We start from the raw sequence: 23466 nt of genomic DNA, 5'->3' as shown, positions 1-23466 counted from the left end.
CGGCGAGGCCCTGAGCAGGGTGAGGTCGGCGTTCACGGCGGCGCGGTCGAGATATGGGCGACAAACTGGGCCCACCTGTGCACGGTGGCGGAGAAGCGGATCGACCCCGTGGACGAGCTGGGTGCCGATCCAGGCCGACCGGCTACGTACTGGGGCTACCCGCCGGATCAGTACGCCCGCCGCTGGGACAAAGACGACGGGGAGGCCCGGCACGCCGCGGTCGAACCGCCCGCGAGGCTGCCATCGCTCTCAAGGACCTGCTCCTGGACCCGGCCTGCACCGCAGGGAAGACAGCCACTCTGTTGCGGAGCGGGGTGGGCCAACGCCTGAAACGACGCGGTGGCCCGCCCCGCATACCGAGGCAGTCCGCGCTGCGGCAGGACACGCGAGGGCACAAGCACCAGCACGCGGCCCGCGTGGAGCTCCTCCGCGCTGCGGGCGGCGACGAGCGTCTTGCGGAGCCGGTGGCCATGACGAGCTGCGTCCTCAGTCTCGCTTGGGAAGGAGGGCCCGGTCTGGCAGGGCGAGGGCGCGCAGGACCGCGTCGACGGCCTCTCTCTGGTGGGGGCGTACGTTCATGCCGGTCTTCCCATTCTGTCCCGAGCAGCGAAGCGGCTGCTTCAGGTGGCGTTGTAGGCCAGATTGGCAAGCTGGAGTGCCTGGGTCAGGCTGGTCTCGTTGCTGAGATCGACACTGACGCGGTACGCACGGTGACCCGTGACGAGGATGCGCGCCTGCGTGGCCCCAACCTCGTCGAGCTCCTCCCGGGTGTAGTTGAGCCGGAGATTGATGCTGCTGCGCTCCGCAAAGACGTAGGCGAAGCCGCCCAGCTGTGAGCCCTGTCGGCGCAGCCGGAGGTACCGGCTGTAGTCGAGAGGAGCACCCGGCTGCGCGTCCTTGCGCTTGATTCCGTGCACACCGACGTTCTCCCACCCTGTCGCCTCGGCCAGGAAGCGGACGAACAGCTCAGGTGCCGGGCTGCGCCCGAGCAGCGCGCGGACCGTCTCCTGACCTTCCTCAGCTACCCCCGGCACACGAGGCATCGCGTTCCGAATCGCTGAACTCGTCGGTCCCGACTGCTGCACCACGCTGGTGGTCCCACGGCGGGGCTGTGTGAGCTCCCGTAGAGCCTGGGAAGCGTCGAGTTCCTCGGCGGTTCCCTCGAACTGAAAGACAGTCAACTTCAAGCTCTACCCCCAGTGTTCTGTTTAACGAATAGCTACTCTATCAGCTAGCCTCACTTTGGGTAGTTCATCAAGGAGGGTCGGGGACGGGGAGTCATGACTGGGCGTCTGGGTGCCGGGCGGGAGGGTTGTCCAGGTAGGCGTTGAAGCGGGGGTGTCACGGATGACGCATCGGCCGCAGGAGCCTGCCCGTCCGCAATAGGCATGGTCGTGGTCGATGTTCCAGAAGGTCTGGCCGGCTTCGTCCACCCTGCCGAACTCATAGTTAGGTTCCTCCTCGCACAGTGCGCAGGCGTCGCGCTGAACCGGGATTCCGTTCACCTGCGCTATGGAGAGCGAGTACGTACGAGCCTGCTGCTGCCCGCGGTTGCAGCGGACGCACAGGTCCTTGTCGACCCGCCGGAACCGGGGATCCGGGTCGTTGTCGTCGTCGCACAGAGTGCAGGAGAAGTAGGTGTCGTCGAAGTGCAAGTTCACGCGCGGAGGGTAGCGCCAAGGCCGGACACCGTGGGCGGCTACGTCCCGGGCCTGCCCGCTGCGGCTGCTCTCAGATGCGGTGCAAGCTGGTGGCTTGAGAGGTGGGCAGCGGTTCGTCGCCAGCCCTACGAGTGGGCGTGCCCGCGTTGCCGGTATTCGATGCCCTGGGCGGTGTAGATGCAGCCGATCTGCTGGTCTGCCTGGTGGCGCGAGCACCTCGGGGCCGGTGAGGGCGTCCCGGGCGTTCCACGCCGCTTCCCAGAAGAAGCCCGAATACGAGGACAGTCATCCCAGTTCGGCGTCCTGGCCACGGGCGCTTCCCCGCGATTCCGTCTAGAGAACTGGCTGCAGGGCACTGCCACCCTCTACCTCTTCCGGGTCGGCGGCGGCTTCCAGGAAGGCGAATTCTGGCACTGGCCCGACGAGGAGGCCGAGAGACGCCTGAAGTACCCCCAGCGCTTCGGCATAAAGCCCCTGGGCCCCGATGGTCCGCTCACCGAAGCAGGAAGCTACGCCATCCGCCGCTCCGGCACCGACCGGGGGCATGGGCAAACGCGTCCAGATGCCCGCCCAGCGCCTCCTGGAGCTCGCTGGCATCCCCGTCGACTCCGACAGCCCGAAGACGTTCCCCTGGACAAGTCACCTGGCTTCACCGCCGACGGTCGGGGGCGAGGAGAAGCCCCAGCGCCGCCGCGCCGGCTACGTCTCGACCCCAAGGAGCGCAAAGCCATAGAGCTGCACGCCGGGGACCACGCGGTCAACCACTACGAAAAGGATGGCTGGGTGGTCGAGGAACTGGGCAAGCCCTACGAGCTGCGCTGCCGCGCGGGACAAGGACAACACTGTTGATCTCTACGTGGTCAGCGGCATCAAGATCGACCCCACTCCGACCCGTACACCGCCTGCGGTGACAAGGTCACGCTCTACACCGACTGGGAGCCGGCCGAGGAGGACCTCATGCCCGCAAGTACGCGTGCCGGCTTCCCCCGGAAACTACCTGGCCGACGGGTCCCGCCGCGGGAAGTGGGTCCGGCCGTGCTGTGCGATACGTGCGCGCGCCTTGCCCCCCAAGAAGCGTCCCGTTCTGGGGAGCGCGCTCCGTCGCCCGTGGACGTACACCGCGCCCGTCCGCCTGATCGCCCAGAGGAGGCTCGAAGGGATCCGAGGGTTGCCATGTTGACGATCAGCGGTCGTGGTGCCCATACGTCTGTAGGATCGCTGCCTCGTCCTCACCCCGGTAGAGGACGTGCCAGTGCAGGTGTTTGCTCTCCTGGTACAGGCCCAAATTGGTGACCACCGGGCAGGAGCCATGCTCCTCCTCGACCTGGGCGGCGACCTGACGGACGACCTGGACCAGTTCCAGCAGTAGTCCCTCATCGGCGCCCGCGAGATCGGTCTGCGATAGTACGTGTTCCTTCGGGATGACCACGATGTGAACCGTATGCGAGGGGTTGGTGTGGTGACAGGCCAGTACCCGCTCCGTCTCGGCCGCTACCTCCAGCGGGATGCTGCCACTGAGGGCCTGATGACGTCGTGGCATCCGGGCGAGATCGTGCCGGACAGCGGGATCTACGAGTGTGACCGCGGGGGAGGGCATCACTGGAGTACGGACGTGAAAGGGCACCGCTTCCCGCCCCTCCCTCCGACTGCAGTGGTGCGGCGTGGTTGCTGCGGACTCAGGCCCATCCGGACGCCTGACCAGTCGTCCTGCGACCGTCGTCGAGCCGATGCTTGCCCAGACCTCGGTCGCGGCGGCACCGAGAGCGCCGACTCCCGGCCTCCTTGGGTTATTGACGTGCCAGCGACAATCGTGGCTTGATGAATGGGAGCGCTCCCAGGGATGCGTACCGCCATCCCACTTCCGCCCCCACCTCAGGAAGGCCCCCGTGCGCAGCAGACGCCACCCCCTCCTCGCCACTTTCCTGGCCGCCCTATGTGTCTTCGCCGCCGGATTCGGCCTGGCCGGGGCCCCATCCGCCGCCGCAACCGGCGCGACCCCGGTACGGATCATGCCGCTCGGCGACTCCATCACCGGCTCCCCGGGCTGCTGGCGTTCCCTCCTCTGGAACCAGCTGCAGAACGCCGGTTACACCGATATCGACTTCGTCGGCACGCTGAACGCCCAGAGCTGCGCCCTCACGCACGACGCCGACAACGAAGGCCACGGCGGGTTCCTTGCCACCGCCACCGCAGACCAGAACCTCCTGCCCGGATGGTTGGCGGCGACAGCGCCGGACATCGTCGTCATGCACTTCGGCACCAACGACGTCTGGAGCAGCATCGCGCCGGACACCATCCTTGCCGCGTACACCAAGCTGGTCGGCCAGATGCGGGCCGGCAACCCGGCAATGAAGGTGCTGGTCGCCCAGCTCATCCCGATCAATCCGAGCAGCTGCGCCGAGTGCGCCGCTCGCACCGTCGCCTTCAACCAGCGCATTCCGGCCTGGGCCCACGGCATCACCACCGCGCAGTCGCCGGTATCCGTCGTCGACCAGTGGACGGGCTTCGACACGGCCACAGACACCTACGACGGCGTGCACCCCAACGCCTCCGGCGACGCGAAGATGGCGGACCGTTGGTACCCGGCGCTGTCGGCGCTGCTCACCCCGGGTGACCCGGAGGGCCCGGAGGACCCGGGGAATGGTGGCTGCGCGGCGGCCTTCCGGGCGGTGTCAGCGTGGCAGGGCGGCTATCAGGGTGAGGTGACGGTGACCAACGCCTCGTCCACGGCGGCGATCTCTTCCTGGGCGGTTGCCCTCGCACTCCCGGCGGGCAGTCAGCTCACCCAGGTCTGGAACGGCGCACTGACCGGGACGACGGTGCGCGACGCCGGGTGGAACGGCGCGCTGAAGGCGGGGGCCAGTACCACCTTCGGCTTCCTCGCGAGTACGTCGGCAGCGGCGGGCACGCCATCGGTTACGGCTACGTGTTCGGCGTCCTGAGAGGTCATCCATGCCGCAGTGGCCGAGCCCCCGAAGGTCGCGGTCCGCGCCGGTCCGGATCCGTGCGGTTGCGCCAGCACCTGAACCCAGCCAATGGGCAAGTGTTCGGTGGGTGTCGGAGGGGCAAGCCTCCGACACCCCGCCGGGCGGTCGGCAAGCGCTCCCCGGCACCCGTCGCTCGGCGTTGCGCTCCTCGTCGGAATCGGCGCGGGACGCTCCTGCAGCTCCTGACGACGGAGCGGCGACCAAAGCTACGGGACACTCCGAGCCAACACATGTGTCCGACAAGCCTCGAGACGGGAGCCCTCGGCCGACGCCACGCAGCAGGTGGGGAGTGCTGTCCGGGCGGCGAGGGCGTCGCGCAGGTCGCACACCGCCCGCTCCTCGTGGTTCTGGGGTGGGATCGAGCGGTACTGGTCGAGCGCAGGGTGGCGAACGAGTCCGGTGCGGTAGGCATCAGAGAGAGCGGGAAGGACCGCGACGGTGCGCCGGCACGCGATTCGAACGGTCCGCAACCTACGACTGTGCAGGATGGAACGATCACCCCCACCAGTCCTCGCCGGGGCGCAGACGTCAGCGATCACCCACACCTCTCCACGGCGGGGGCCGGTGGTCAGCAGGAGCCAGGACGGGCCGTCCTCGGACCTGAGAACGACGTACCCCTGGACGGCCACGTCGGACGGTCGTCAGCTCAGGTCTGGGCCCGGTGGCGGCGCACGATGAGGAGCGTGCCCGCACCCGCGACCACCGCCGCGGCAGCCGCGCCCGTGATCGTCCACGTTGAGGAGCCGGTCTCCGCCAGGGTGCCGCTGTTCGTCGTCGTCGTCGTCCCGTCGTCGCCGGTCGACGGCGACCCGCCGGCTGAGCCGTCCGAGCCATCGGTCGAGCTGCCCGTCGAGCCGGTCGACCCCCCACCCGTGACGTCCAGAGTGATGTCGGCCTTGTCGTTGCTCTTGTTTGGGTCGAACGGCCGCGCTTCGGTGCTCAGCGCCACCGAGCCCTTGGCGTCCGCCACCCGTTTGTCGATCTTCAGCTGGAAGGTGTAAGTCTCTAGGCCGCCCTCATTGACCGACCGCTGACTGGTGCCGCAGGCGTACGCCTCACCCTTGGCCTCGCAGAATCCGTGGGGCTTGATGACCGACGTTCCTGCGGGAGGCGTGATCATGACCGTGACGAGCCGGTCCCCCTCCCTGGTCAGAACCCAGGCGGGCCCGGCGTTGGTGAACTTCACCGTCATCCTCACCGTCTCACCGACACTCCCCTTCAACGCGGCACCCGTCACCTGGTAGTCGGCCGTGTTGATGGAGGTGACGGGCACGTCGACGAATTGCGCGGCCCCCTCGCTCCCCGCCTGTCCCTCGACCAGTTTCACCGCCGGTGCGGTTCCCGCCACAGGCGGAGTGCCGTTCTCGTCCGCCCCGGGATCGACGTCCCCGACACGCACGCGCAGCTCGTCGTTGAGCGCGCGGTCCAGTGCCTTTACACGGAGAGGCTTCTCGGGCGTGTAGACGACGCCCGGCTCCACCGCCTGGTCGAACGCACACACCGCGATCCACCTCTCGGGCATCTCGTCGTAGGACGGGACCTGCTGTGCTCGGCAGTTGGAGGGAACCTCCGTGAAGTCGAGTCCCCGGGTGACGGAGTAGGAGACCCATACCTTCTCGGCGGCCCCGGTGCCCTTGTTCGCCACGGTGACCGGCACATCGAAGCTGCTCCCCGGTTTCACCCTGTCGATCGGCTCGATGCCCCCAATGACCAATGCGGGTGCGGTTTCATCGCCGAAGGCGGCGGGAGCCCCGGTCAGCGCGATCAGGCCGACAGCGCCGAGGGCGGCGACAGCGGCACGGCAGGCACGACGGTTGTGCGGGGATATCGGCATGGAGAGAACCTCTGCTGGGACGCGGGCAAACGGACGGTGTCTTCCGGGAGAACAGCCCTTCGGTCCGTAGACTCTTGCCGATCTCGAACGGTTGCACGTCCGGTGCCTCCTCCGCCTTTCCCTACCGAGTTTGCAGCGACGGGCCAGGGTCGTACTGAGGCGGTGGCTCGTCGGGCCGGGTCTGGGCCGACGTCCTGCGCGGCGCTCACCCGGCTCTCGACCCCGTCAGGCCTCGGTCTCAGCCGTCACTCGCTCCGCTTGGTCACTGGGCATGGGGAGCGGCGAGGAGGTAGGAATTGGTTCCGGTCTGAATGATGTTGCCGCTGAACGATTCGTTCGAGGTGGTTGCCACGCTGTTCACCGCCGTGGTCCGCACCGTCTCGGTCGACGAAGCGACGCGAAGCACGCTGTACGCCTGGCCCAAGCCGACCCGGACGCCGTCCTCGCGCCGGCCGCTCGCACGGGTCCAGGAGACGGGGGCGAAGAGCGGGGAACGCCGACGCGAAGAGCGGTGGTCGTCACCCGGGTGGAGTCGACCGGCTGGGGCACCTGCTTCGAGACGTTCACCGCCGACGGCGAGTTCCACATCAGCGGCCCGCTCCTGATCGGCGAACCGGGGTCCACCGACGACCCGACTGCCGCGCGGTGGCGCGATTCTCCTCACGAGCTGCCCCCGGATTCATTTCTGAGGCTGGCACGCGATCGGCGACCACGCTCGTGCCGCACGTGGCCGTCCGTCGTCACGAGCTGCCCTGCGCGGAGGGAGCGGAGGTAACACCTTTCCCGAAGGCGCGCATGGCGAGGGCGCCGGCAAGAGGGCCGGGAGCCAGGAGGAGGAAGGCGTAACGCCAACCGACGGCTTCGGCCAGGAGTGGGGTGAGCTGGATGCTGATGACGGTGAGGGCGAACCCGATCGCGGTCTGGCCGGTCAGGGCCGTCCCGATGTATCGCTGGTCGGCGACCTCGCTCAGGGCTGTCGAGAACACCCCTGAATCCGCGATCACGGCAGCACCCCACAGCGTGCAGAAGGCGAACAGGAAAAGCGGCGGAGCGTGGAAGAAGAACGGGGAGACCAGGCAGCAAAAGCCGCTGACAAGGAGCGCCGTCAGGGCGGCGGGAGCGCGGCCGAACCGGTCTGCGCCCCACCCGCCGAGCAGACAGCCGACTGCCCCGCCGATCCCCATGGTGAGGAAGACGGTGATCTCCACCGAGACCGGAAGATCTCTCCTGGTGCCGGTCGTCAACAGGAAGGACGGGATCCAGGTCCACAGGGCGTAGAGCTCCCACATGTGCCCGAAGTAGCCGAGATTGGCCAGCCGAGGCCCGCGTTCGGTGAACATACTCAGTGCGTAGCGGGGGTTGCGGGCGGGGGAGCCCGGCGCTGCGTAGGGGCCGGGCCGGAGGAGGAGCAGCGCGATGGCGGAGCCCCCAAGTCCGGCTGCTGCCGCGGTGAGCAGGACACCGCGCCAGGGCAGGGATCCCAGCCCGGCGATGAGATGGGGAAGTGTGGAGCCAAGCGTCAAGGCTGCGATGAGAACGCCCATGGTCCTGCCCCGCCCGGCGCTGCCGGCCCATGAGGCCATGAGCTTCATGCCGGTGGGGTATACCCCGGCCAGGAACACCCCGGTCATCAACCGCAGGGGAACGGCGACGGCCAGCCGGTCGGCGAACAGGGCCAGCATCAGGGTGCAGCCGGCGGCGGCCGCGGCACTGGCCGCGAGCAGGTATTGGGGCGGGAGGCGGTCAGCCAGGTTCAGGGCAGTCGACGTCACGGCCCCGGCGACGAAACCGACCTGGACGGAAGCCGTCAGCCATACCGCGCTGCCGGCCGTGAGCCCCCATTCGTTCCGCAGGCTCGGCACCACCGCTGACATGGAGAACCACACAGCGAGGCCGAGAACTTGCACGACGGCGATCGCACCGCGCTGCACCCCAACGTTCACAGAAACCCACCTCTGACCAGCCCTTGTCTTCCTCGGCCTTGCACGCTGTGGCCGAATGTCAGACCCTACGGCTTCAAGAAGCCGAGTCCGGTGCGCCCAGCGGAGCTGGAAGCGCAGGAAGCCGCCCGGAAGCTGGCGCCACGGAGCGGGTATTGCTTGCCGGTGCTGAGGAGCAGTGAGGGGTGTCCTGTTGGGACTGGGCGGCCTGCTCGGCCCGGTCGTGGGACTTCACGACCGGCATCATCACTTGGGCCTTCCCCGACAAGACGGTGAAAGCACCCGCGCGGATCCCCGGCAGTTTCAGCCGGGCTCATGGTTCGGGCGCTGGGACAACAAGAGCATTCTCTCCGGCATGAGCCGCGACGCCCGCAGATTCCGGGGACTGGGCAGTGGCCAACGGGCATCCTGATCTTGCCTGGACGAAGATCGACTCGTTCCTCATCGAGCCGTGGCCCGTGGCCCGTGGCCCGTGGCCCGTAGCCCGTAGCCCGTGGCCCGTGGCGGGTAGTTCTGTTCTGCGTTGTGAGGGGCTTGTCGGCCTCAAACAGGGGTGTGCGGGCTGCGGGTGGTACGGCGGGCGGCTTGTTCAGTCGGAGACGTGGGTTGTTCCCAGGATTGTCGGGTGTTCCAGGACGTCCTCGAGTGGGTCGTCGATCTGTCCGGTCTGGATGAGGCTGAGGTGTGGTGCGTTGTGTGAGTGGGTGTGGGTTTCGTCGGCGTGTACCGCTGTTGTGGGCAGGGCTGCCGCCATGAGTACGGCACCGGACCCGAACAGTAACCGGGTCAGTGTCCGTGCCTGCTGTGCCTGCATCGTGTGTCCTCGTCCATTCCTCGACGGATACGCCCACCTGGTCATCCGTCTCAACCACTGGCGGGACCAAAGGTCACGCAAGATCATCCCCGTGCCTCACCGCACCGCATCGGCCCGGCACTGCACGGGCCCGGGCCGGTCCGCACGGGCCCGGCCCGGTCCCACCTTGCCTCGCCCGTGCCCGGGGGGCCGCTCCGCACTGCACCGGCACCGGTCCCGCCCGGTGCTCGGCTGCGGACAGGCGTGGGAGGACGTATGGCGAGTGCGGCCGGTTGCGCCACTGGTGTGCGATGAGTGTCGACACCCGCTGCGGCCAAGGTCTTGCCAACGGGGCTGCGGTTCTTTGCCCACGCTCCGGAAACTCCGGAGTGCGCCGCCGCCGAGGAGTCGATGGCGCACCACTTGCTCAAGCCGGAGTTGGCGGCCGCCGCGCGGGCCGCCGGCGCGCACACGGAGGTGGAGGTGCGCGGACCGGAGGGCGCGTGGAGGGCGGACGTGACGGCGAGCGATCCGGCCGGGGTGTGGCGGATCGCAATGGAGGCGCAACTCTCTCCGATCACAGCCGAAGACATTGAGGCAAGGGAGCCATGCCGACCGACGACAACGCGGCGAGGTGCGGCACCAGGGCACGCGAGTCCGGCAAGATCCAAACGAGAGGCCCAAGGCGCCTCGGACAGCCGAAAGGGCGCCCGGCCTGGAACTTCAGGCCGGGCGCGGGGCGTGCGGGTCAGGACGCGGAGGCGCTGTTAGCCGCGGGTGTGCCGGCCAGGATCGTCTCCTCCACCGCTTCGTACCGCATGCGCTGGTAGGCCGGGTCAGGTTCGTAGAGCACCGTGCCGAGCCAGCCCGCGAGGAAGCCCAGCGGGGCCGAGAGGATGCCCGAGGTGGTGAACGGGAACCAGTTGAAGTCCTGGTCCGGGAAGATCGCCTGGGGCGATCCGGACACCAGGTTGCTGCCGGTCATGAGGATGAACGCGGAGGCGCTGCCCACGATGAGGGTGCAGAGCAGTCCCGTACGGGAGTAGCGGCGCCAGAAGAGGCTGTAGATGAGGGCCGGTGCGACCGCGGACGCGCCGATGCAGAACGACAGGGTGAGCAGTGCCTGAAGGTTCAGATGCCGTGCACCGGCGGCGATCGCGATCGCCACGAGCCCGACGCCCGCAGCGGCGGTCCGGGCGATGGCCATCTCTGCGGAGTCCTTCAGTTGCGCCTTGCGGCGCAGCCCGTGCGTGATGAGGTCGTGCGCCAGGGTGTTGGCGCAGGCGAGGGTGATCCCGGCGACGGAGGCCAGCAGGGTGAGGAAGATGGCTGTCGCCACGGCCGTGAACAGCAGTGTCTCGACGGTCGTCTGGTCCGTGCCCATGACGGCCTGGCTGACCATGAGGAACGCTGTCTTGCCCTGCGGGTCGCCGGCAACGATCCCCTGGTGGCCGACGATCGCCGCCGCGCCGAAGCCGATGACGGCGATCAGCAGACAGGTCACGACGACGGTCGACACGGCCCAGGACATCGAGCGCCGCACGGCTGCCGCGCTGCGTGCGGTGAACATGCGCATGGTGATCTGTGGCAGCACCGCGGCGCCGAGCACGACCGTCAACTGAGTGCTGATCATGTCGAGTTCGTTGCCACCAAACTGCAGACCGGAGGCGAGATAGGCGTCTCCGGCCCCGCTGCCGCGCTTGGCGGCGTCCAGCAGGGAGGGCAGGCTGAAGTCGAAGCGGTTGAGGATGAGCGCGGCGATCGCGAGGGACGCGCCGAGCAGGACGACGGTCTTGACGATCTGGATGAAGGCGGTGCCCTTCATACCGCCTATCGCCGCGTACGCGATCATCAGCAGGCCCAGGAACACGATCGCCCCGGTCTTGAAGCCGTCGGCGTCGAAGCCGAGGACGACGGAGAGGAGATCGCCGGCGCCCGCGAGCTGGAAGATCACCAGCGGCAGCAGTGCGGTCAGGGTGACCGCGGCCGTGGTGATCCGCACGGCGGGGCCGGGGAGACGCCGGGTGAGGACGTCGCCGATCGTGAACCGGCCGGCGTTACGCAGCGGTTCGGCGAGCAGGAACATCATCAGGACCAGCGAGAGCACGGTGCTCAGGACGAGCGTGACACCGTCGTAGCCGACGAGCGCGATGATGCCGATGGTGCCGAGCACGGTGCCGGCGGAGATGTAGTCGCCGGCGATCGCGAGGCCGCTCTGCACGGGGGAGAGCGAGCGGTAGCCGGTGTAGAAGTCGCCCAGGTCGTCACGATCGGGGCCGGTTATCACGCACAGCAGCAGCGTGACGGTGATGACCGCGATGAACGCCATCAGCGACATGGTCTGGGCCTCGGAGCTGAAGCTGGTCATGCGCGCGCACCTCCGGTGGGCTGCTGCCACACGGGGCCTCCGGAGCGGCTCTGGCGTTCTGGCCGGGGCGCGGCTGCCGCGGCCGCCTGCTCGGCGCGTTCGCGGATCGCCGCGGCGAGCGGGTCGACGTGGTTGCGCGCGCTCCGCTCGTACAGCGCGATCGCAGCCAGCGCCACGGGCAGCTGGAGGAGCCCCAGGACCAGACCGGTGGTGAGACCACCGGTGAAGATGCTGGTCATCATCGAGGGGGCGTATCCGGACAGGAAAAGGAAGATGACGAAGTAGCCGAGCGCGGTGAAGGTGGCGACGCGGCGGAGCCTGCGGTAAGCCGATCCGAGCCGGTGCAGATCATCACGATCGTCGGTGGTGGCGGGTGGTTGCGGCTGTGGGGACGCGTCCCAGGGCTGCTGCGCGGAGTCCCAGCCCGGCGGCGAGGAGTCCCACGCTCGCGTGGACGAGTCCCAGGTTGCCTGTGGATCGGTGTCCCAGGGCGGCGATCCACCCTCCCAGGACTGCGACGCCGCCTCTTGGCGGTGCCGCCCGGCATTCCGGTGCTGGGGTACGGGCGGTGGGCCGGGGAAAGGCTGGTGGTACGACATCGATCTTGCTCCTTGCCGCCCCGGGGAACGGGCGGGTGGCGCCGGTGGTCCGCGTACGTTACTCATGGGTATAGCCCTTGCGTAAGGGGTTTCCGACCGCTCGGTATGTCGGTTCGGTGACGATCCTGTGCCCGTGGCGACGGAACCCGCGGTAACCCCGGTCGTGGATCTTCCCGCAGGTCACGGGTGAGTCTCGGGAGTCTCGGGCCGCCCCTGGGGCCGGGCAAACCGCTCGGCGCGACCGGTCCGGCGCATGCGCAGGGCGGGCCGACGATGTGGTCGGGTGGATGCCCTCGGCTGCCCCGGGCCCGGGGCAGCGGTCCGTTCTGTTCTCCTGTGGACCGTGTGGACGGGCGCTCTGGCCGGCATCGCCTTCCGCGCTCTGTGGATCGGAGCGCCCCGCTCGCTGTACACGCCCTGCTACCTGGCCCTGGGCTGGGCACCGGTGCGCCTTCCAGGTGCGGACCACGTCCTGACGGCACCGGCCTGATGCGATCCCCCGCTCACCATCAGCCCTGTATGGCCCTGGGTCGACAGTGCCTTTGAAGGGACGCAGCAGTCCCGGGTGGGGTACGGCTGCGACTGAGGCGATGACGCCGTCTGTTTGGGCGGGCGCTCGCCGGTCATACGGGGTTCTGTAAGACCTTTTCCATCGAACAGGGAGTGATCAGCTGTGTCTGGTGAGCAGAAGACCGAGGCAAAGGCCGAGCAGGCCAAGGGCAAGCTCAAGGAGACCGCTGGGCGCCTGACGGGCAACGAGCGGCTGACCGCCGAGGGCCGCGCGGAGCAGGCCAAGGGTGATGCTCGCGAGGCCAAGGAGAAGGTCAAGGACGCTTTCAAGCACTGACCTCACGTATGCGTCGGGGCCGGGACAGCAGATGCTGTCCCGGCCCTGACGCGTGTCCGCGCAGCCGGTTCCATTCAGGCGGCGGGCTGGTGCCGACGCAGTTGGGCCTGGCCGAAGAGGAGTGCGTAGCCGTCGGGGAGTCGCTGGAGGATGCGGGCGAGGAGGTCGGGGCCGGCGAGGGCGGAGACTGAGGCGAGTACGGCGCCGGCGTCCCAGTGGGCAACGGCCGGGCTGACTCCGGTTCGTGTGGCCAGGTCTTTGGCGAAACCCCAGCCGCTGAGCTGTTCGATGTCGGTAGTCGAGGATGTCAGGGCGAGGGCCGCTTCGAGCGCCATTCGCTGGGCGAGGTCGACGCGTTCCTCACCGGTGATCTGCCGGCCGAGTGCGGCCAAGACCGTGCGTACGGATTCTTCCGCGCGCTCACGGGTGGGGTAGATGCCGCTCGTAGCGGACGCGTTCCAGCATCTGGTCGAACGTCACGGTCGGGGTGGACCGGTCAGGTCGGAGCCGGGCGTGCACAGCGGTGAGGTGTCCTTTCTCTTCGAGGGTTCGCGTTCCGGCCGGGTGCTGCTCAGGGGGACTGGGGGCGGCCGAAGAGGAGGTCGTAACCGGGCGGGAGCTGGAGCAGGACCTCGTGGGTGAGGGCGTCGCCCGCAGCGGTGGCCACGGGGGAGAGCACGGCGTTGATATCCCACAGGGCCGTCTTCTCGGTGGCGCCTTCGATCCAGGCCGCGGTCGCGCGGACGAAACGCTCGGGCGAGAGCGGTTCCGTCGCCTGCAGGGGGTTGAGCAGGATCAGGGCGTACGCCTCGGGAAGCCGGGCCGCGAGCTCGGCCCGTACCGTGCCGACGAGGTGGGCGCCCAGGAGAGCCAGGACGACGCGGGCCACCCGGTCGGCCTCCTGGGCGGTCGCGTACTGGCCCTGCTCGCGGACCTGGGCCAGAAATGCTTCGTGTCGCATCGGCATCACGTCACCTCCGGAAATGCAGTGAGGCGTGAGGAGCGGATTGCGGGGTGCGGAGGACGGGGTTTCCGGAGGGGGTCGGTTCCCCGTCCTCCGCGGGCGGGTGGGGCCGGTTCAGCCGGAGATCTGCTTGTGCCCGTCTGTACGGCCGATGCTGACCTTCCGAGGCTTGGCACGCTCGGCGATCGGGATGCGCAGGGTCAGGACGCCCGCGTCGTAGTCGGCCTGGATGCGCTCGGTGTCCAGGGTGTCGGCCAGGACGATCTGGCGCGAGAAGACACCGAGGGGGCGCTCGGAGAGCTCCATCTGCACGGTGTCGGCCTTCGGGGCGGGCCGGCGCTCGGCCTTCACCCGGAGCATGTTCCGCTCGACGTCGATGTCGATCGCCTCAGTGCTCGCGCCGGGGAGGTCGAAGGCGATGACGTACTCGTCGCCCTCGCGGTAGGCGTCCATGGGCATGGCGGTCGGCTTCGACCAGGTCCCGGACGTACCCGACAGCTGCTGGACGATCCGGTCCATCTCGCGGAACGGGTCAGTGCGCATCAACATCGCGAAACACCTCCAGTTGGTTCAGGCAGAAACTGCCAATGCGCTTCAATGCACATCCGTTGTAACATGTCATCGAAACGATGACAAGCAAGATGTCACCCGGAGGGTGACATCCAGTTGAGAGGTGTCATGGACAAAGTCATTCGGCCGACCACTCCGGTCCCGGTCTCCGCTGCGGCGGAGGCTTTGCGGGCCATCGACCAGGCAGTGAAGAGCGTTCAGCGATCAACCGCCGGAACCCCCTCGTCCGAGGCGGCGGACACGCCCGGACCACACTCGGCTTTGGCCGCGCTCCTCATGCTGCGTGAGGTACGGGAGGAACTTGCCGGCTGGGAGAGCGGCCTGATCGAGACCGCCCGCAGCCAGGGTGCGAGCTGGGCCGAGCTCGCCGGGCCGCTCGGGGTGGCCAGCCGCCAGGCCGCCGAACGCCGCTACTTGCGCCTGCGCCCCGGCAGCGCTGGGTCCACCGGCGAGGAGCGCGTGCAGGCCACCCGCGACACCCGTGCCGCCGACCGTGCCGTCACGGCCTGGGCCCGCGACAACGCAGCGGACCTGCGCCGGCTCGCCGGCCAGATCACCGCGCTCACCGGTCTTCCGGACGGTGCCGCGGCAGCCGTCAGCGACCTGAACCGGGCCCTCGCCGACAACGACGCGGCCCACCTCGTCCTCCCCTTGACCGATACCCGGCCCCACCTGCGCGCCGAAGATTCGGCCCTCGCCGATCACATCGACACCATGACCCGGCACACCGACCGGCTCCGCCAGAACACCCACGAGCAGCGCAATGGCTGACTGGCCTGATACGGCTGCGTCGGTCGATCCCGGCTCAGGCACGGATCAGGGCCGCGCAGCAGACACTGCGCGGCCCTGATCTGGTCCTCCTCGGATCCCGCCGACATCGCAGAGGTCCGCCGTTCGGGCGCCTGCGAGCTGTACGGACAGTCGTGCCGATCGCGGTGGCCGCGCGGGCGGGGTGGGGAGGGGTACCGCTCCTAACCTGATCAACTGCCGAGCGCGATACTGACGGATGCCCCATGATGTCGGCCGCGACATGGGGGTGTTCATGGGTAGGTGGGAGATCAGGCAGACCTGGATCTTCACCGGGCGGAAGAAGTGGCCCTTCCACGTCTTCACGCGGGTCACGGACCCGGTTGCGCTGAAGGCTCTCCACGATCATCTTCATGAGGAGCACGGAGCTCTGTGGTGGCCGGATCGGTCCTGGGAAGGCATGGTTGCCGACCACTGCTCCAGGCATGCTCGCGACGGATGGGGCACGCACTCTCACCACCACATCCCGGAGACCAGCTGGGAGTGAGACGACAGCGCCCTCGCGCTATCGGCCGGCCTGTCCGGGCAGGGACGCAAGACGTCGCCGGCAGATCAGATCAGTTACATCAACGCGGACGCCGACATGGGCGAAGCCGCAGGTGGCGACGTCGATCAGATCGTGTACATCCTCGGCATCGACCCCAGGATCGGCAAGGGCGGCATGAAACCCGGCCTCGTACGGCGGCGGCTGCGAGGACGTCCGCGCCTGCGCCCGACAGCTCGGCGCAGACCAGGCCGCCGTCCTGCTGCGCGCCGCCGAGGAGATCAACGAGAGTCGCACCGTGGTTGCCCTGGGCTTCATCACCCGCGCCCTGGGCGACCGCCCCCTCAAGGGCTCCCGGGTCACCGTGTGGGGTGCCGCGTTCAAGCCCGGCACCAATGACGTCAGGGAGAGCCCGGCCCTCGCGCTCGCCCGAGCGCTCCAGCAGGCCGGCGGCCTCGTCACCGTTCACGGGCGGGGGGTGTGCGGCGGCGGCACGACTTCCATACAATCTCACTCGGTATCGTGACCCCGTGGAATCCGACACCGCAACGTTCCCGCCTCACCCGATCCGGGGTGTCCACGCCGTCTACGCGCGGCAGGCCGGCTGTCCCTCCGACTTCGCGGACGTCACTGTCGACTTCGAGCCGTGGGAGACAGGCGTCACCTTCGAGACAGCCCCTGAACTGGCTGTTGACGGCGACGACGATCCGAAGTGGCAGGCCGAGTGCCAGGCCGCTGTCGAGGCGGGAATACGCGACGAACTCACACAGTCAGCGACCGGGTTGTCTCCAGCTACAGCGGTAGTCCTACGGCGCATGCGCTTCCACCCGGTCGACTCCCACCCGCGGGCGTTCCGGCAGGCCGGCCGCCTTGCTGTCCGCAACGCTCTCGCAGCAGCCCACCGGCCACCGCAGGCGGCACCTGAACACCAGGGCTGACGGCAGGATGTCCGCATGACGACACGACCGACGATCACCCCCGTACGCGGGGACATCACCGAGCAGCCCGCCGACGTCCTGGCCAACGCCAGGACGCGGGCGCGCTTCCTGCGTTCGGCGGCCAGGACGTCGCGGTGACGGGTGTTGGCGTTGCGCCAGCGCAGGTAGGCGTGCAGGGCTCGGGTCTGCACCGGGTGGTTGGGGTGGTTCGAGTTGGCGATGGTGAACTGCCGTAGCCGTCCGAAGTGGGCCTCGATGGGATTGGTCCAGGAGACGTAGGTCGGGATGAAGCACAGTTCGACCCGGTGTTCTTTGGCCCGGTCCCGGAGGCGGGTGCTCTTGTGGGCGGACAGGTTGTCCAGGATCACGTAGATCGGGGCGCCGTCGGGGCGGGCCGCTCGGATCGACCGAAGCGCGGCCAGGGTGTTCGCGGTGCCTTTCTTGCGCGGTTGACGCCCCACAGGGTGTCGTCGCCGATCGAGTAGCAGCGGTGGAGGTACCGCACGCCGTGGGTGCGGTGGTAGGTCGCGGGGTGCCGTTCGGGTGGCCGGAGGTGGCCCAGGCTGATCCACCGGTGGGCCGAATCCCGAGCGGCCCGAACTCGTCGAATGCGAAGATCCGGTCCGGGAAGCGGTCAAGGACGTGCTCGATCCGGTCGAGCTTGGCGTCGCGCTCGGGGTCCGGGGACTCCTTCCAGGTTTTGGTGCGCTGGAAGGTGACGCCGCGGCGGGCGAGCAGGCACCGTAACGCCTCGCGACCGATGCGGGACTGAGCAGGCGGGAACGGCCTCCCGCCCAGCGAGGGTCCAAGCCAGCCAGGCCGATCTCGTTGAAGCGGTGGATCACGCCGCGGACGGTGTCCTCTTCCGCCTGCACCAACTCGGCCATGACGGGGACACGGTTTCCGCCGGCCGAGGCCAGCAGCATCATCGCTCGCCGGTAGCGCACTGAACTGGTGCTGCCCCGGCGCGCAATCTGCAGCAGCCTCTGCCCTTACCGGTCGGTCAGTCTGCGCACGCGGAGAGGCTCGGCCACTGCACCTCCACCGGACGGAATCGGGCATCACCGCACCTCCAACCGCCCCAACCACCAACCCGGCGAACCGATGTGGTCACAGCACTAGATGCGCAGCATGAGGCGACGCACAAGCTTGGCGAGGCCTGAGATCCGGCCTACGCGGCCTCAGACGACGTGGCCGCCGCCATCGCCGAACTCGCCGAAGAGGACCGGGTCCTCGGCGCCGACCACCGCGACACTCTCAACGCGCGGCACGCGGCCGCCCGCTTCCGCGGTGCGGCGGAGAATCGGCCGTAGATCTCCTGGCAGAAGTTGGCGCCAGCACTCGAGGTCGTCGTCACAGTTTATCGGCGTACGGGTGTCTCAGCTAGGACTCCTGGGCCACCCTTGCGGGGCACCGCAAGCTCCCTGGAGGTGAGGAGCCGTTGCCCTCGTGCGTCGGTCCCCGGGGACGGTGCTCGTCTCCGGGGACCGCACGCGTCACCGCCGTGCGAGCACCTGCACCACCACCAAGGTGAGGCAGGAAGCACCGACGTGCGTGGCGGTCGACCTGACGGCCCGGACGGCCCGGACGGCCCGGACGGCCCGGACGGCGCGGCGGGCGGTGCGCTTCGGCGCGGTGACTCGGGCTCGGCCGATGCTCAGATCGACGTAGGGTCGGCGCTCGATCTCCTTCTCCCGGCGGTGGGAGGTCTTCTTGGTGGGCATGGACTTTCTCCTGTCCGTTCGCTGACGGACAGGACTGTGCGGGGTGCGAGGGTTAGCGGCGCAACCCCCCTCGGGCCTCGAAGAGCCCCTTCATGCCAGGCCCTACTGATCCCGCAGATCCGTCTGCGGGGTACAGATCTCACACATCACGATGTACGTCTCATGTGTCACCACAAGCCGCGCCTGCGCTCGGTCCAGCAGAATCCCGTCCCTGGCCTTGTATGTGGCGCAGCCACCGCGGTGCAGCACCGGCGGCGCCTCACCGCGCTTCGGCTGGATCTTCCACCCCTGATCCGCGCGCGCCTGCTCCGCACGGTGCCGGTTCTGTTCCTCCTGGGCCGCCAGCTCCCGGATAGCCGTGTCCGTCCGCTGCAGCTGATACGCCAGGTACTCGCGGGTGATCCGGAGCTTGTCCAGGCGAGATATCTGGGACGGGTCGGGCATGGCTATGCCTCTGGCGTCGCGGAGATCCTGCGGGCGGCAGGAACTCGCCGACGGCCGTCAGCATCTCTACGAGGCCGAGATGAAAGAAGGGCGCAGTACTCGCGGCCACCCGGACCACAGGGCACAGCCCTGAATGCTGCGTGTGCGTCGTCGGCGTAACCTGTAAGTCGGTGGTCCCTGAGGCGGCGGGGCGGTTCGTCCTTGTGTGCCGAGCACAGTCCGCTCCGTAAGCGCTGCCCACTCGTGGTTTCTCAGAATTCTGCGCCGGAAGTCATCCGACTGGGCTACATCGCGCGAAGACATTGATGTGACGGGCAGCAGCATATGCCGCCACTCCTCCCACCAGTAAAAGGTGAAGGTCATGATCATCAACCATTTCAGGGGTGCCGCTCTCACCGGAGCCGGTGCGCTTCTCGCCCCCCTAGCCCTCTTCGCCGTGGCCCCCGCAGCGAACGCGGGCCCTGTGGCGGAGCCGTTCGGGCCGGCGTGTGCGTCCCTGCCGGCCAGTGGCGAAGGCAGCGCCGCCGGCATGGCAGACGACCCGGTCGCCACCGCTGCGTCGAACAACCCCGAACTGTCCACCCTCGTCACCGCCGTAAAGAAGGCCGGCCTGGTGGACACGCTGAACAACGGCGAGAACATCACCGTGTTCGCGCCCACGAACGCTGCCTTCGAGAAGATCCCGAAGGCAGACCTCGACAAGATCCTCAATGACAAGGAGAAGCTGACCGACCTGCTCACTTACCACGTTGTCGGCGAGAAGGTGACCATCGACGAGCTGCCCGACGGTTCGTTCAAGACCCTTCAGGGCGGCACGTTGACGACGTCCGGGTCCGGGGACTCGTTCAAGGTGAACGACTCGGCGGCGATCGTCTGCGGTGACGTCGAGACGGAGAACGCGACCGTTCAGCTCATCGACACCGTGCTGATGCCCGCGTCCTGACAGGGCTCCGGCACTACAGGGCTCCGGCCCGCCCCGCGTTGAAAGGTGTCAGAGCGCGTAGCGGATCGGCAGCCAAGGAGCGTGGGTGTGCACCAGGCGGCGTACGGTCTCCACCGCGGCCGTCCTGGTGCTGTTGCGGTACCGCACGATCCAGCTGCCGTTCTCCGAGCGTCCGTTGGTCTCCACGGGCGGAGCACGACGGTCGAAATAGAGCCCGATGGTGCTGCCTGGCGGGCCTCTACTGGAACGAGCGGTCGGCGGACGTTCCATGTCGCTCACGGCACTGGTAAGGCGAACGAAGAGAGCGATCAACAAAGCCCTTCCAGAACAGGTCACCAGCCCTACCCCGCTTCGGAGAGCAGAGGGAAGCTGACCGGCGGGTTCCCTCCCTTCAGCTCAGGTTGCATCGTGATCGGAACCTGGAGCTCAGCTGCGGCAGCTTGCACGACGCTTCGAGCTCGACTCGCACGTCCCAGCGCCTCCCGAGCGGGTGTCGAACCACTTCGTCGTCACCCTGGAGAGAGTCCACCGCCTCACAGAAGGTGGCGAACTCGTGGGACACCTGGGTCGCCTGTTCGTAGGCCTCAGCCGCGACATAGTCCAGCTTCTACCCGTGTGGGTACGCCCAGTCCGCATCCCTCCAGTGGTGCATCTTGGCCGGGCGGTCGCCGACACCGCCCGGCCGGGGACAGACCCTGTCCGGTCGGTAACGCGGCTGATCCGAGCACCGGTCCGATCCTGGAGGTCGGGAAACGGGAGCCGCTGGCCGGGGGGGGGTCTGGCGCGCCAGGCTTGGTGACTGTCTGCCCTGCGCCTAACGCGTACCCGGTGCCCGGTGGAGCTGTTGCCAGACACCCCGCTCGGACGCTGTCTATCGACAAACGACCCGAAACGACTCTCGCCCGGTGGTGCTGGGCGCAACGACGAGGACCAGGAGGGTGGCGGGCACGTGCCAGGCGGCGCAATCAGCACGCTCAGCGCGCTTTCGGGCGTTATTACTGTTTTACCCCTGTCCGTCCAGTGCTGAGCCTCTCGGGAGCCGATTCATGAGCGAGAAGAAGAACCCTCTGAAGGCGGCTGCCAATGCCGTGCTGGGCAGTGACGGCGCCGAGGACGGCATCCCGGGGAAACCGGCCGTCGACCCGCCCTCGGCAGAGGAGCCCACAACACCGCGAGAGCCCTTGCCGGCCAAGCACGACCAGAGCGGTCCGGAGACGGTGAGTCCCACGGGACAGCCCACGGGCGCGGACCGCGCCCGGATGGCGCAGAGCGGTGCCTACCTGACCACAGCGCAGGGCGCACGCCTGTACGACACCGACCACTCGCTGAAAGCAGGCCCCCGCGGCCCGGTGCTCCTCCAGGACCACCACCTGCGGGAGAAGATCACCCACTTCGACCACGAGCGCATTCCCGAGCGGGTCGTCCACGCCCGGGGAGCCGCCGCCCACGGCGTCTTCCGCGGTTACGGCACCGCGGCGCGTATCTCGAAGGCTGCGTTCCTGGCGAAGGACGTACAGACTCCGGTCTTCGTCCGGTTCTCCACAGTCCTGGGCTCACGCGGATCGGCCGACACCGTGCGTGACACCCGGGGCTTCGCCACGAAGTTCTACACGGAGGAGGGCGTCTTCGACCTCGTCGGCAACAACATCCCCGTCTTCTTCATCCAGGACGCCATCAAGTTCCCCGACGTCATCCACGCCGGAAAGCCCCACCCCGACCGCGAAATCCCCCAGGCACAAAGCGCGCACGACACATTCTGGGACTTCGTCACCCTGCACACCGAGGCGACCCACCACACGCTGTGGAACATGTCCGACCGGGGCATCCCGCGTTCCTACCGGATGATGGAGGGCTTCGGCGTCCACACCTTCCGGCTCGTCGACGGCGAAGGCACCTCCACCCTGGTGAAGTTCCACTGGAAGCCAAGGCTGGGCGTCCACTCCCTGGTGTGGGAGGAAGCGCAGATCGCGGCCGGTGTCGACCCCGACTTCCACCGCCGTGACCTGGCCGACGCCATCGAGGCCGGTGCATTCCCCGAGTGGGAACTGGGTATCCAGACCTTCCCCGACAACCCGGAACAGACCTTCGAGGGCATCGACCTGCTCGACCCCACAAAGATCGTCCCCGAGGAGCTCGCCCCCGTTCAGCCGGTCGGTCTGATGACCCTGAACGCCAACCCGTCGAACTTCTTCGCCGAGACGGAACAGGTTGCCTTCCACCTGGGCAACCTCGTCCCCGGCATCGACGTCACCAACGACCCGCTGCTCCAGGGCCGGCTCTTCTCGTACCTCGACACCCAACTCACCCGGCTCGGCGGCCCCAACTTCCCACAGCTGCCGATCAACCGCACCCACGCACCCGTCAACGACATGCTGCGCGACGGAATGCACCAGACTGCAGTACACCGGGGCGTGGCACCCTACAGGCCCAACTCCCTTGACGGAGGATGCCCGTTCCAAGCGGGCGCGGACACCGGCGCCTTCATCGAAGTACCCGCCGAGGTAGCGGAAAGTCGGAAGGTGCGCGAAGCCCCGGCTTCGTTCGACGACCATTTCAGCCAGGCCCGACAGTTCTGGCTCAGCATGAAGCCGGTGGAGCGCGAGCACATCGTCACCGCATACACCTTCGAGCTGGGCAAGTGCTACGAACAAGTCATCAAGGAACGTGCGCTCGGGGTGCTGGCGAGAATCGATGCCCAGCTCTGCGAGGAGGTCGCAGCAGGACTCGGCCTGCCCGCCCCCGCAGCCGAAAAGGCGCTGCCCGAACCGGCCCCGAGCCCCGCACTTTCGCAAGTGGGCGCGGTGTGGCCGCTCGACGGGCGGATCATCGGCATCGTCGCCGACGCCAACGCCGACCTGGACGGCGTCCGGACCGTCCGCCAGGCAGTGCTCGATGCCGGTATGGTCCCGCTGGTCATCGCCCCGGCCGGCGGCCGGCTCGCTACGGATGGCAACCCCATCACGGTCCAGCGCACCTTCGCGACCGCCCGCTCCATCGAGTTCGACGTCGTCCTGCTCGCCGGAGCGCCGGGCCCCGGCGGTGATGCCGCCGGGGCGAGGGACGCCAAGGCGGACAACACCCGAACCGCGTCGGCGGTCGCCACCGACCCGCGGGCCCTGCTCCTGGTGAACGAAGCATTTCGCCACGGCAAGGCGATCGGCGCATGGGCCGGCGGCGAAAGCATCCTCGCGCAGGCCGGTGTCCCCGTAGACGCACCGGGCGTGGTGAGCGAGGAGAACGGCATCGCTGTCCTGGAGAAGATCACCACGCTGCTGGGCACCCACCGCGTCTGGGCGCGATTCGCCCCGCAGGCCTGACACTCTGACCTACGCATGCCGCTGCAGGCCAGACAGCGAGCCTGTAGCGGCAACCCCACCGAGAACAGACCCCACCTGTCCGTCCCGGCGGTCCGTGCTGAGAGCGCCACAGCCGCGCTGCTGCGCCTCCTTCACGTACGCACTGTCTGGGATCACTGCAACAACATCGACTCGCGCCGTTTGCCGAGCGAGCAGGTCCGATCCACCGTCGGCTCCACGAACCCGCTTCACCGGTACGGCAGGTCT

At 68.4% G+C, this 23466-nt stretch carries 22 protein-coding genes and 3 pseudogenes; 10 read left to right on the top strand and 15 right to left on the bottom strand.

What is annotated here, in order from left to right; translation table 11 throughout:
- Positions 1 to 620: 620 nt before the first annotated feature.
- Positions 621 to 1034 carry a hypothetical protein gene (locus tag OG844_RS01665; protein ID WP_406387608.1) on the bottom strand — a complete coding sequence of 138 codons (414 nt, stop codon included), beginning with the start codon at positions 1032 to 1034 and terminating at the stop codon, positions 621 to 623.
- A gap of 1810 nt (positions 1035 to 2844) precedes the next feature.
- Entirely contained in the window at positions 2845 to 3201 is a 357-nt protein-coding gene (locus tag OG844_RS01660) for an HIT domain-containing protein (protein WP_406387607.1), read from the bottom strand.
- 346 nt (positions 3202 to 3547) lie between these two features.
- On the opposite strand from OG844_RS01660, the gene OG844_RS01655 reads away from it, so the two are divergent.
- Positions 3548 to 4603, top strand: coding sequence for a GDSL-type esterase/lipase family protein (locus OG844_RS01655; RefSeq protein ID WP_406387606.1), 1056 nt, complete (start codon positions 3548 to 3550; stop codon positions 4601 to 4603).
- Between the two features lie 691 nt (positions 4604 to 5294).
- On the opposite strand, the gene OG844_RS01650 is transcribed toward OG844_RS01655, so the two are convergent.
- The 6 genes from OG844_RS01650 to OG844_RS01625 all read right to left on the bottom strand — a co-directional run bounded on the left by OG844_RS01650 (position 5295) and on the right by OG844_RS01625 (position 12182).
- On the bottom strand, positions 5295 to 6482 hold the full coding sequence (locus OG844_RS01650; RefSeq protein WP_406387604.1) for a hypothetical protein: 1188 nt from the start codon (positions 6480 to 6482) through the stop codon (positions 5295 to 5297).
- A 262-nt stretch (positions 6483 to 6744) separates the two neighbouring features.
- Entirely contained in the window at positions 6745 to 7068 is a 324-nt protein-coding gene (locus tag OG844_RS01645) for a hypothetical protein (RefSeq protein ID WP_406387603.1), read from the bottom strand.
- Between the two features lie 154 nt (positions 7069 to 7222).
- Positions 7223 to 8425, bottom strand: a complete 1203-nt coding sequence (locus tag OG844_RS01640; RefSeq protein ID WP_406387601.1) for an MFS transporter — start codon at positions 8423 to 8425, stop codon at positions 7223 to 7225.
- Positions 8426 to 9011: 586 nt separating this feature from the next.
- Complete coding sequence (locus tag OG844_RS01635) at positions 9012 to 9236, bottom strand: hypothetical protein (protein WP_406387599.1); 225 nt, start codon at positions 9234 to 9236, stop codon at positions 9012 to 9014.
- 727 nt (positions 9237 to 9963) lie between these two features.
- A complete protein-coding gene (locus tag OG844_RS01630; RefSeq protein WP_406387598.1) occupies positions 9964 to 11583 on the bottom strand; it encodes a cation acetate symporter in 1620 nt (539 codons plus the stop codon).
- Positions 11580 to 12182, bottom strand: coding sequence for a DUF485 domain-containing protein (locus tag OG844_RS01625; protein ID WP_406387597.1), 603 nt, complete (start codon positions 12180 to 12182; stop codon positions 11580 to 11582). Before OG844_RS01625 ends, OG844_RS01630 begins: the two co-directional genes overlap by 4 nt.
- Before the next feature lie 322 nt (positions 12183 to 12504).
- Between OG844_RS01625 and OG844_RS01620 the strand changes: the two are divergent.
- Both OG844_RS01620 and OG844_RS01615 read left to right on the top strand, forming a co-directional pair.
- Positions 12505 to 12633 (top strand): annotated as a pseudogene (locus OG844_RS01620) (hemolysin III family protein); the annotation flags it as partial.
- A gap of 222 nt (positions 12634 to 12855) precedes the next feature.
- Entirely contained in the window at positions 12856 to 13029 is a 174-nt protein-coding gene (locus OG844_RS01615; RefSeq protein ID WP_329204906.1) for a CsbD family protein, read from the top strand.
- A gap of 74 nt (positions 13030 to 13103) precedes the next feature.
- Here the strand turns inward: OG844_RS01615 and OG844_RS01610 are convergent.
- The 3 genes and pseudogenes from OG844_RS01610 to OG844_RS01600 all read right to left on the bottom strand — a co-directional run bounded on the left by OG844_RS01610 (position 13104) and on the right by OG844_RS01600 (position 14542).
- Positions 13104 to 13494: pseudogene (locus OG844_RS01610) on the bottom strand (DUF2267 domain-containing protein).
- Positions 13495 to 13600: 106 nt separating this feature from the next.
- Complete coding sequence (locus OG844_RS01605; RefSeq protein WP_406387595.1) at positions 13601 to 13996, bottom strand: DUF2267 domain-containing protein; 396 nt, start codon at positions 13994 to 13996, stop codon at positions 13601 to 13603.
- 111 nt (positions 13997 to 14107) lie between these two features.
- Positions 14108 to 14542 (bottom strand): Hsp20/alpha crystallin family protein, encoded by a 435-nt coding sequence (locus OG844_RS01600; protein WP_406387594.1) that lies wholly within the window; start codon positions 14540 to 14542, stop codon positions 14108 to 14110.
- A 129-nt stretch (positions 14543 to 14671) separates the two neighbouring features.
- Here OG844_RS01600 and OG844_RS01595 point away from each other — a divergent pair, with 129 nt between their 5' ends.
- From OG844_RS01595 to OG844_RS01580, 4 genes are all read left to right on the top strand, one after another.
- Positions 14672 to 15334 (top strand): HSP18 transcriptional regulator, encoded by a 663-nt coding sequence (locus OG844_RS01595; RefSeq protein ID WP_406387593.1) that lies wholly within the window; start codon positions 14672 to 14674, stop codon positions 15332 to 15334.
- Positions 15335 to 16152: 818 nt separating this feature from the next.
- Complete coding sequence (locus OG844_RS01590; RefSeq protein ID WP_406387592.1) at positions 16153 to 16380, top strand: UDP binding domain-containing protein; 228 nt, start codon at positions 16153 to 16155, stop codon at positions 16378 to 16380.
- Positions 16381 to 16384: 4 nt separating this feature from the next.
- Complete coding sequence (locus OG844_RS01585) at positions 16385 to 16792, top strand: hypothetical protein (RefSeq protein ID WP_406387591.1); 408 nt, start codon at positions 16385 to 16387, stop codon at positions 16790 to 16792.
- Positions 16793 to 16807: 15 nt separating this feature from the next.
- Positions 16808 to 16930, top strand: coding sequence for a hypothetical protein (locus OG844_RS01580; RefSeq protein ID WP_406387589.1), 123 nt, complete (start codon positions 16808 to 16810; stop codon positions 16928 to 16930).
- Here the strand turns inward: OG844_RS01580 and OG844_RS01575 are convergent.
- Positions 16885 to 17775, bottom strand: a pseudogene (locus tag OG844_RS01575) (transposase); the annotation flags it as partial. The gene OG844_RS01580 and the pseudogene OG844_RS01575 overlap by 46 nt on opposite strands.
- Positions 17776 to 17982: 207 nt before the next feature.
- On the opposite strand from OG844_RS01575, the gene OG844_RS01570 reads away from it, so the two are divergent.
- Positions 17983 to 18105: a hypothetical protein gene (locus tag OG844_RS01570; RefSeq protein WP_406387587.1), complete on the top strand. Its 123-nt coding sequence runs from the start codon at positions 17983 to 17985 to the stop codon at positions 18103 to 18105.
- A gap of 183 nt (positions 18106 to 18288) precedes the next feature.
- Here the strand turns inward: OG844_RS01570 and OG844_RS01565 are convergent, their stop codons facing one another.
- Together OG844_RS01565 and OG844_RS01560 are read right to left on the bottom strand one after the other, a co-directional pair.
- A complete protein-coding gene (locus OG844_RS01565) occupies positions 18289 to 18516 on the bottom strand; it encodes a hypothetical protein (protein WP_406387586.1) in 228 nt (75 codons plus the stop codon).
- A gap of 102 nt (positions 18517 to 18618) precedes the next feature.
- Complete coding sequence (locus OG844_RS01560; protein WP_406387584.1) at positions 18619 to 18960, bottom strand: DUF6233 domain-containing protein; 342 nt, start codon at positions 18958 to 18960, stop codon at positions 18619 to 18621.
- Between the two features lie 361 nt (positions 18961 to 19321).
- Here OG844_RS01560 and OG844_RS01555 point away from each other — a divergent pair, with 361 nt between their 5' ends.
- On the top strand, positions 19322 to 19903 hold the full coding sequence (locus tag OG844_RS01555; RefSeq protein WP_406387582.1) for a fasciclin domain-containing protein: 582 nt from the start codon (positions 19322 to 19324) through the stop codon (positions 19901 to 19903).
- A 48-nt stretch (positions 19904 to 19951) separates the two neighbouring features.
- On the opposite strand, the gene OG844_RS01550 is transcribed toward OG844_RS01555, so the two are convergent.
- A complete protein-coding gene (locus OG844_RS01550) occupies positions 19952 to 20089 on the bottom strand; it encodes a hypothetical protein (RefSeq protein WP_406387580.1) in 138 nt (45 codons plus the stop codon).
- An 860-nt stretch (positions 20090 to 20949) separates the two neighbouring features.
- Here OG844_RS01550 and OG844_RS01545 point away from each other — a divergent pair.
- Positions 20950 to 23220 carry a catalase gene (locus OG844_RS01545; RefSeq protein ID WP_406387578.1) on the top strand — a complete coding sequence of 757 codons (2271 nt, stop codon included), beginning with the start codon at positions 20950 to 20952 and terminating at the stop codon, positions 23218 to 23220.
- The last annotated feature ends 246 nt before the right edge of the window (positions 23221 to 23466 follow it).

The sequence above is a fragment of the Streptomyces sp. NBC_00887 genome, from assembly GCF_045207585.1.
This window is presented reverse-complemented; position numbering and strand designations above follow the sequence as displayed.

Bases quoted from the DNA above. Each gene is read 5' to 3' on its own strand.
- OG844_RS01580 (WP_406387589.1), top strand. From the start codon at position 16,808: ATGACGACACGACCGACGATCACCCCCGTACGCGGGGACATCACCGAG.
- OG844_RS01630 (WP_406387598.1), bottom strand. From the start codon at position 11,583: ATGACCAGCTTCAGCTCCGAGGCCCAGACCATGTCGCTGATGGCGTTC.
- OG844_RS01555 (WP_406387582.1), top strand. From the start codon at position 19,322: ATGATCATCAACCATTTCAGGGGTGCCGCTCTCACCGGAGCCGGTGCG.
- OG844_RS01600 (WP_406387594.1), bottom strand. From the start codon at position 14,542: ATGTTGATGCGCACTGACCCGTTCCGCGAGATGGACCGGATCGTCCAG.
- OG844_RS01545 (WP_406387578.1), top strand. From the start codon at position 20,950: ATGAGCGAGAAGAAGAACCCTCTGAAGGCGGCTGCCAATGCCGTGCTG.
- OG844_RS01595 (WP_406387593.1), top strand. From the start codon at position 14,672: ATGGACAAAGTCATTCGGCCGACCACTCCGGTCCCGGTCTCCGCTGCG.
- OG844_RS01560 (WP_406387584.1), bottom strand. From the start codon at position 18,960: ATGCCCGACCCGTCCCAGATATCTCGCCTGGACAAGCTCCGGATCACC.
- OG844_RS01625 (WP_406387597.1), bottom strand. From the start codon at position 12,182: ATGTCGTACCACCAGCCTTTCCCCGGCCCACCGCCCGTACCCCAGCAC.
- OG844_RS01660 (WP_406387607.1), bottom strand. From the start codon at position 3,201: ATGCCACGACGTCATCAGGCCCTCAGTGGCAGCATCCCGCTGGAGGTA.
- OG844_RS01650 (WP_406387604.1), bottom strand. From the start codon at position 6,482: ATGCCGATATCCCCGCACAACCGTCGTGCCTGCCGTGCCGCTGTCGCC.
- OG844_RS01565 (WP_406387586.1), bottom strand. From the start codon at position 18,516: ATGCCCACCAAGAAGACCTCCCACCGCCGGGAGAAGGAGATCGAGCGC.
- OG844_RS01635 (WP_406387599.1), bottom strand. From the start codon at position 9,236: ATGCAGGCACAGCAGGCACGGACACTGACCCGGTTACTGTTCGGGTCC.
- OG844_RS01605 (WP_406387595.1), bottom strand. From the start codon at position 13,996: ATGCCGATGCGACACGAAGCATTTCTGGCCCAGGTCCGCGAGCAGGGC.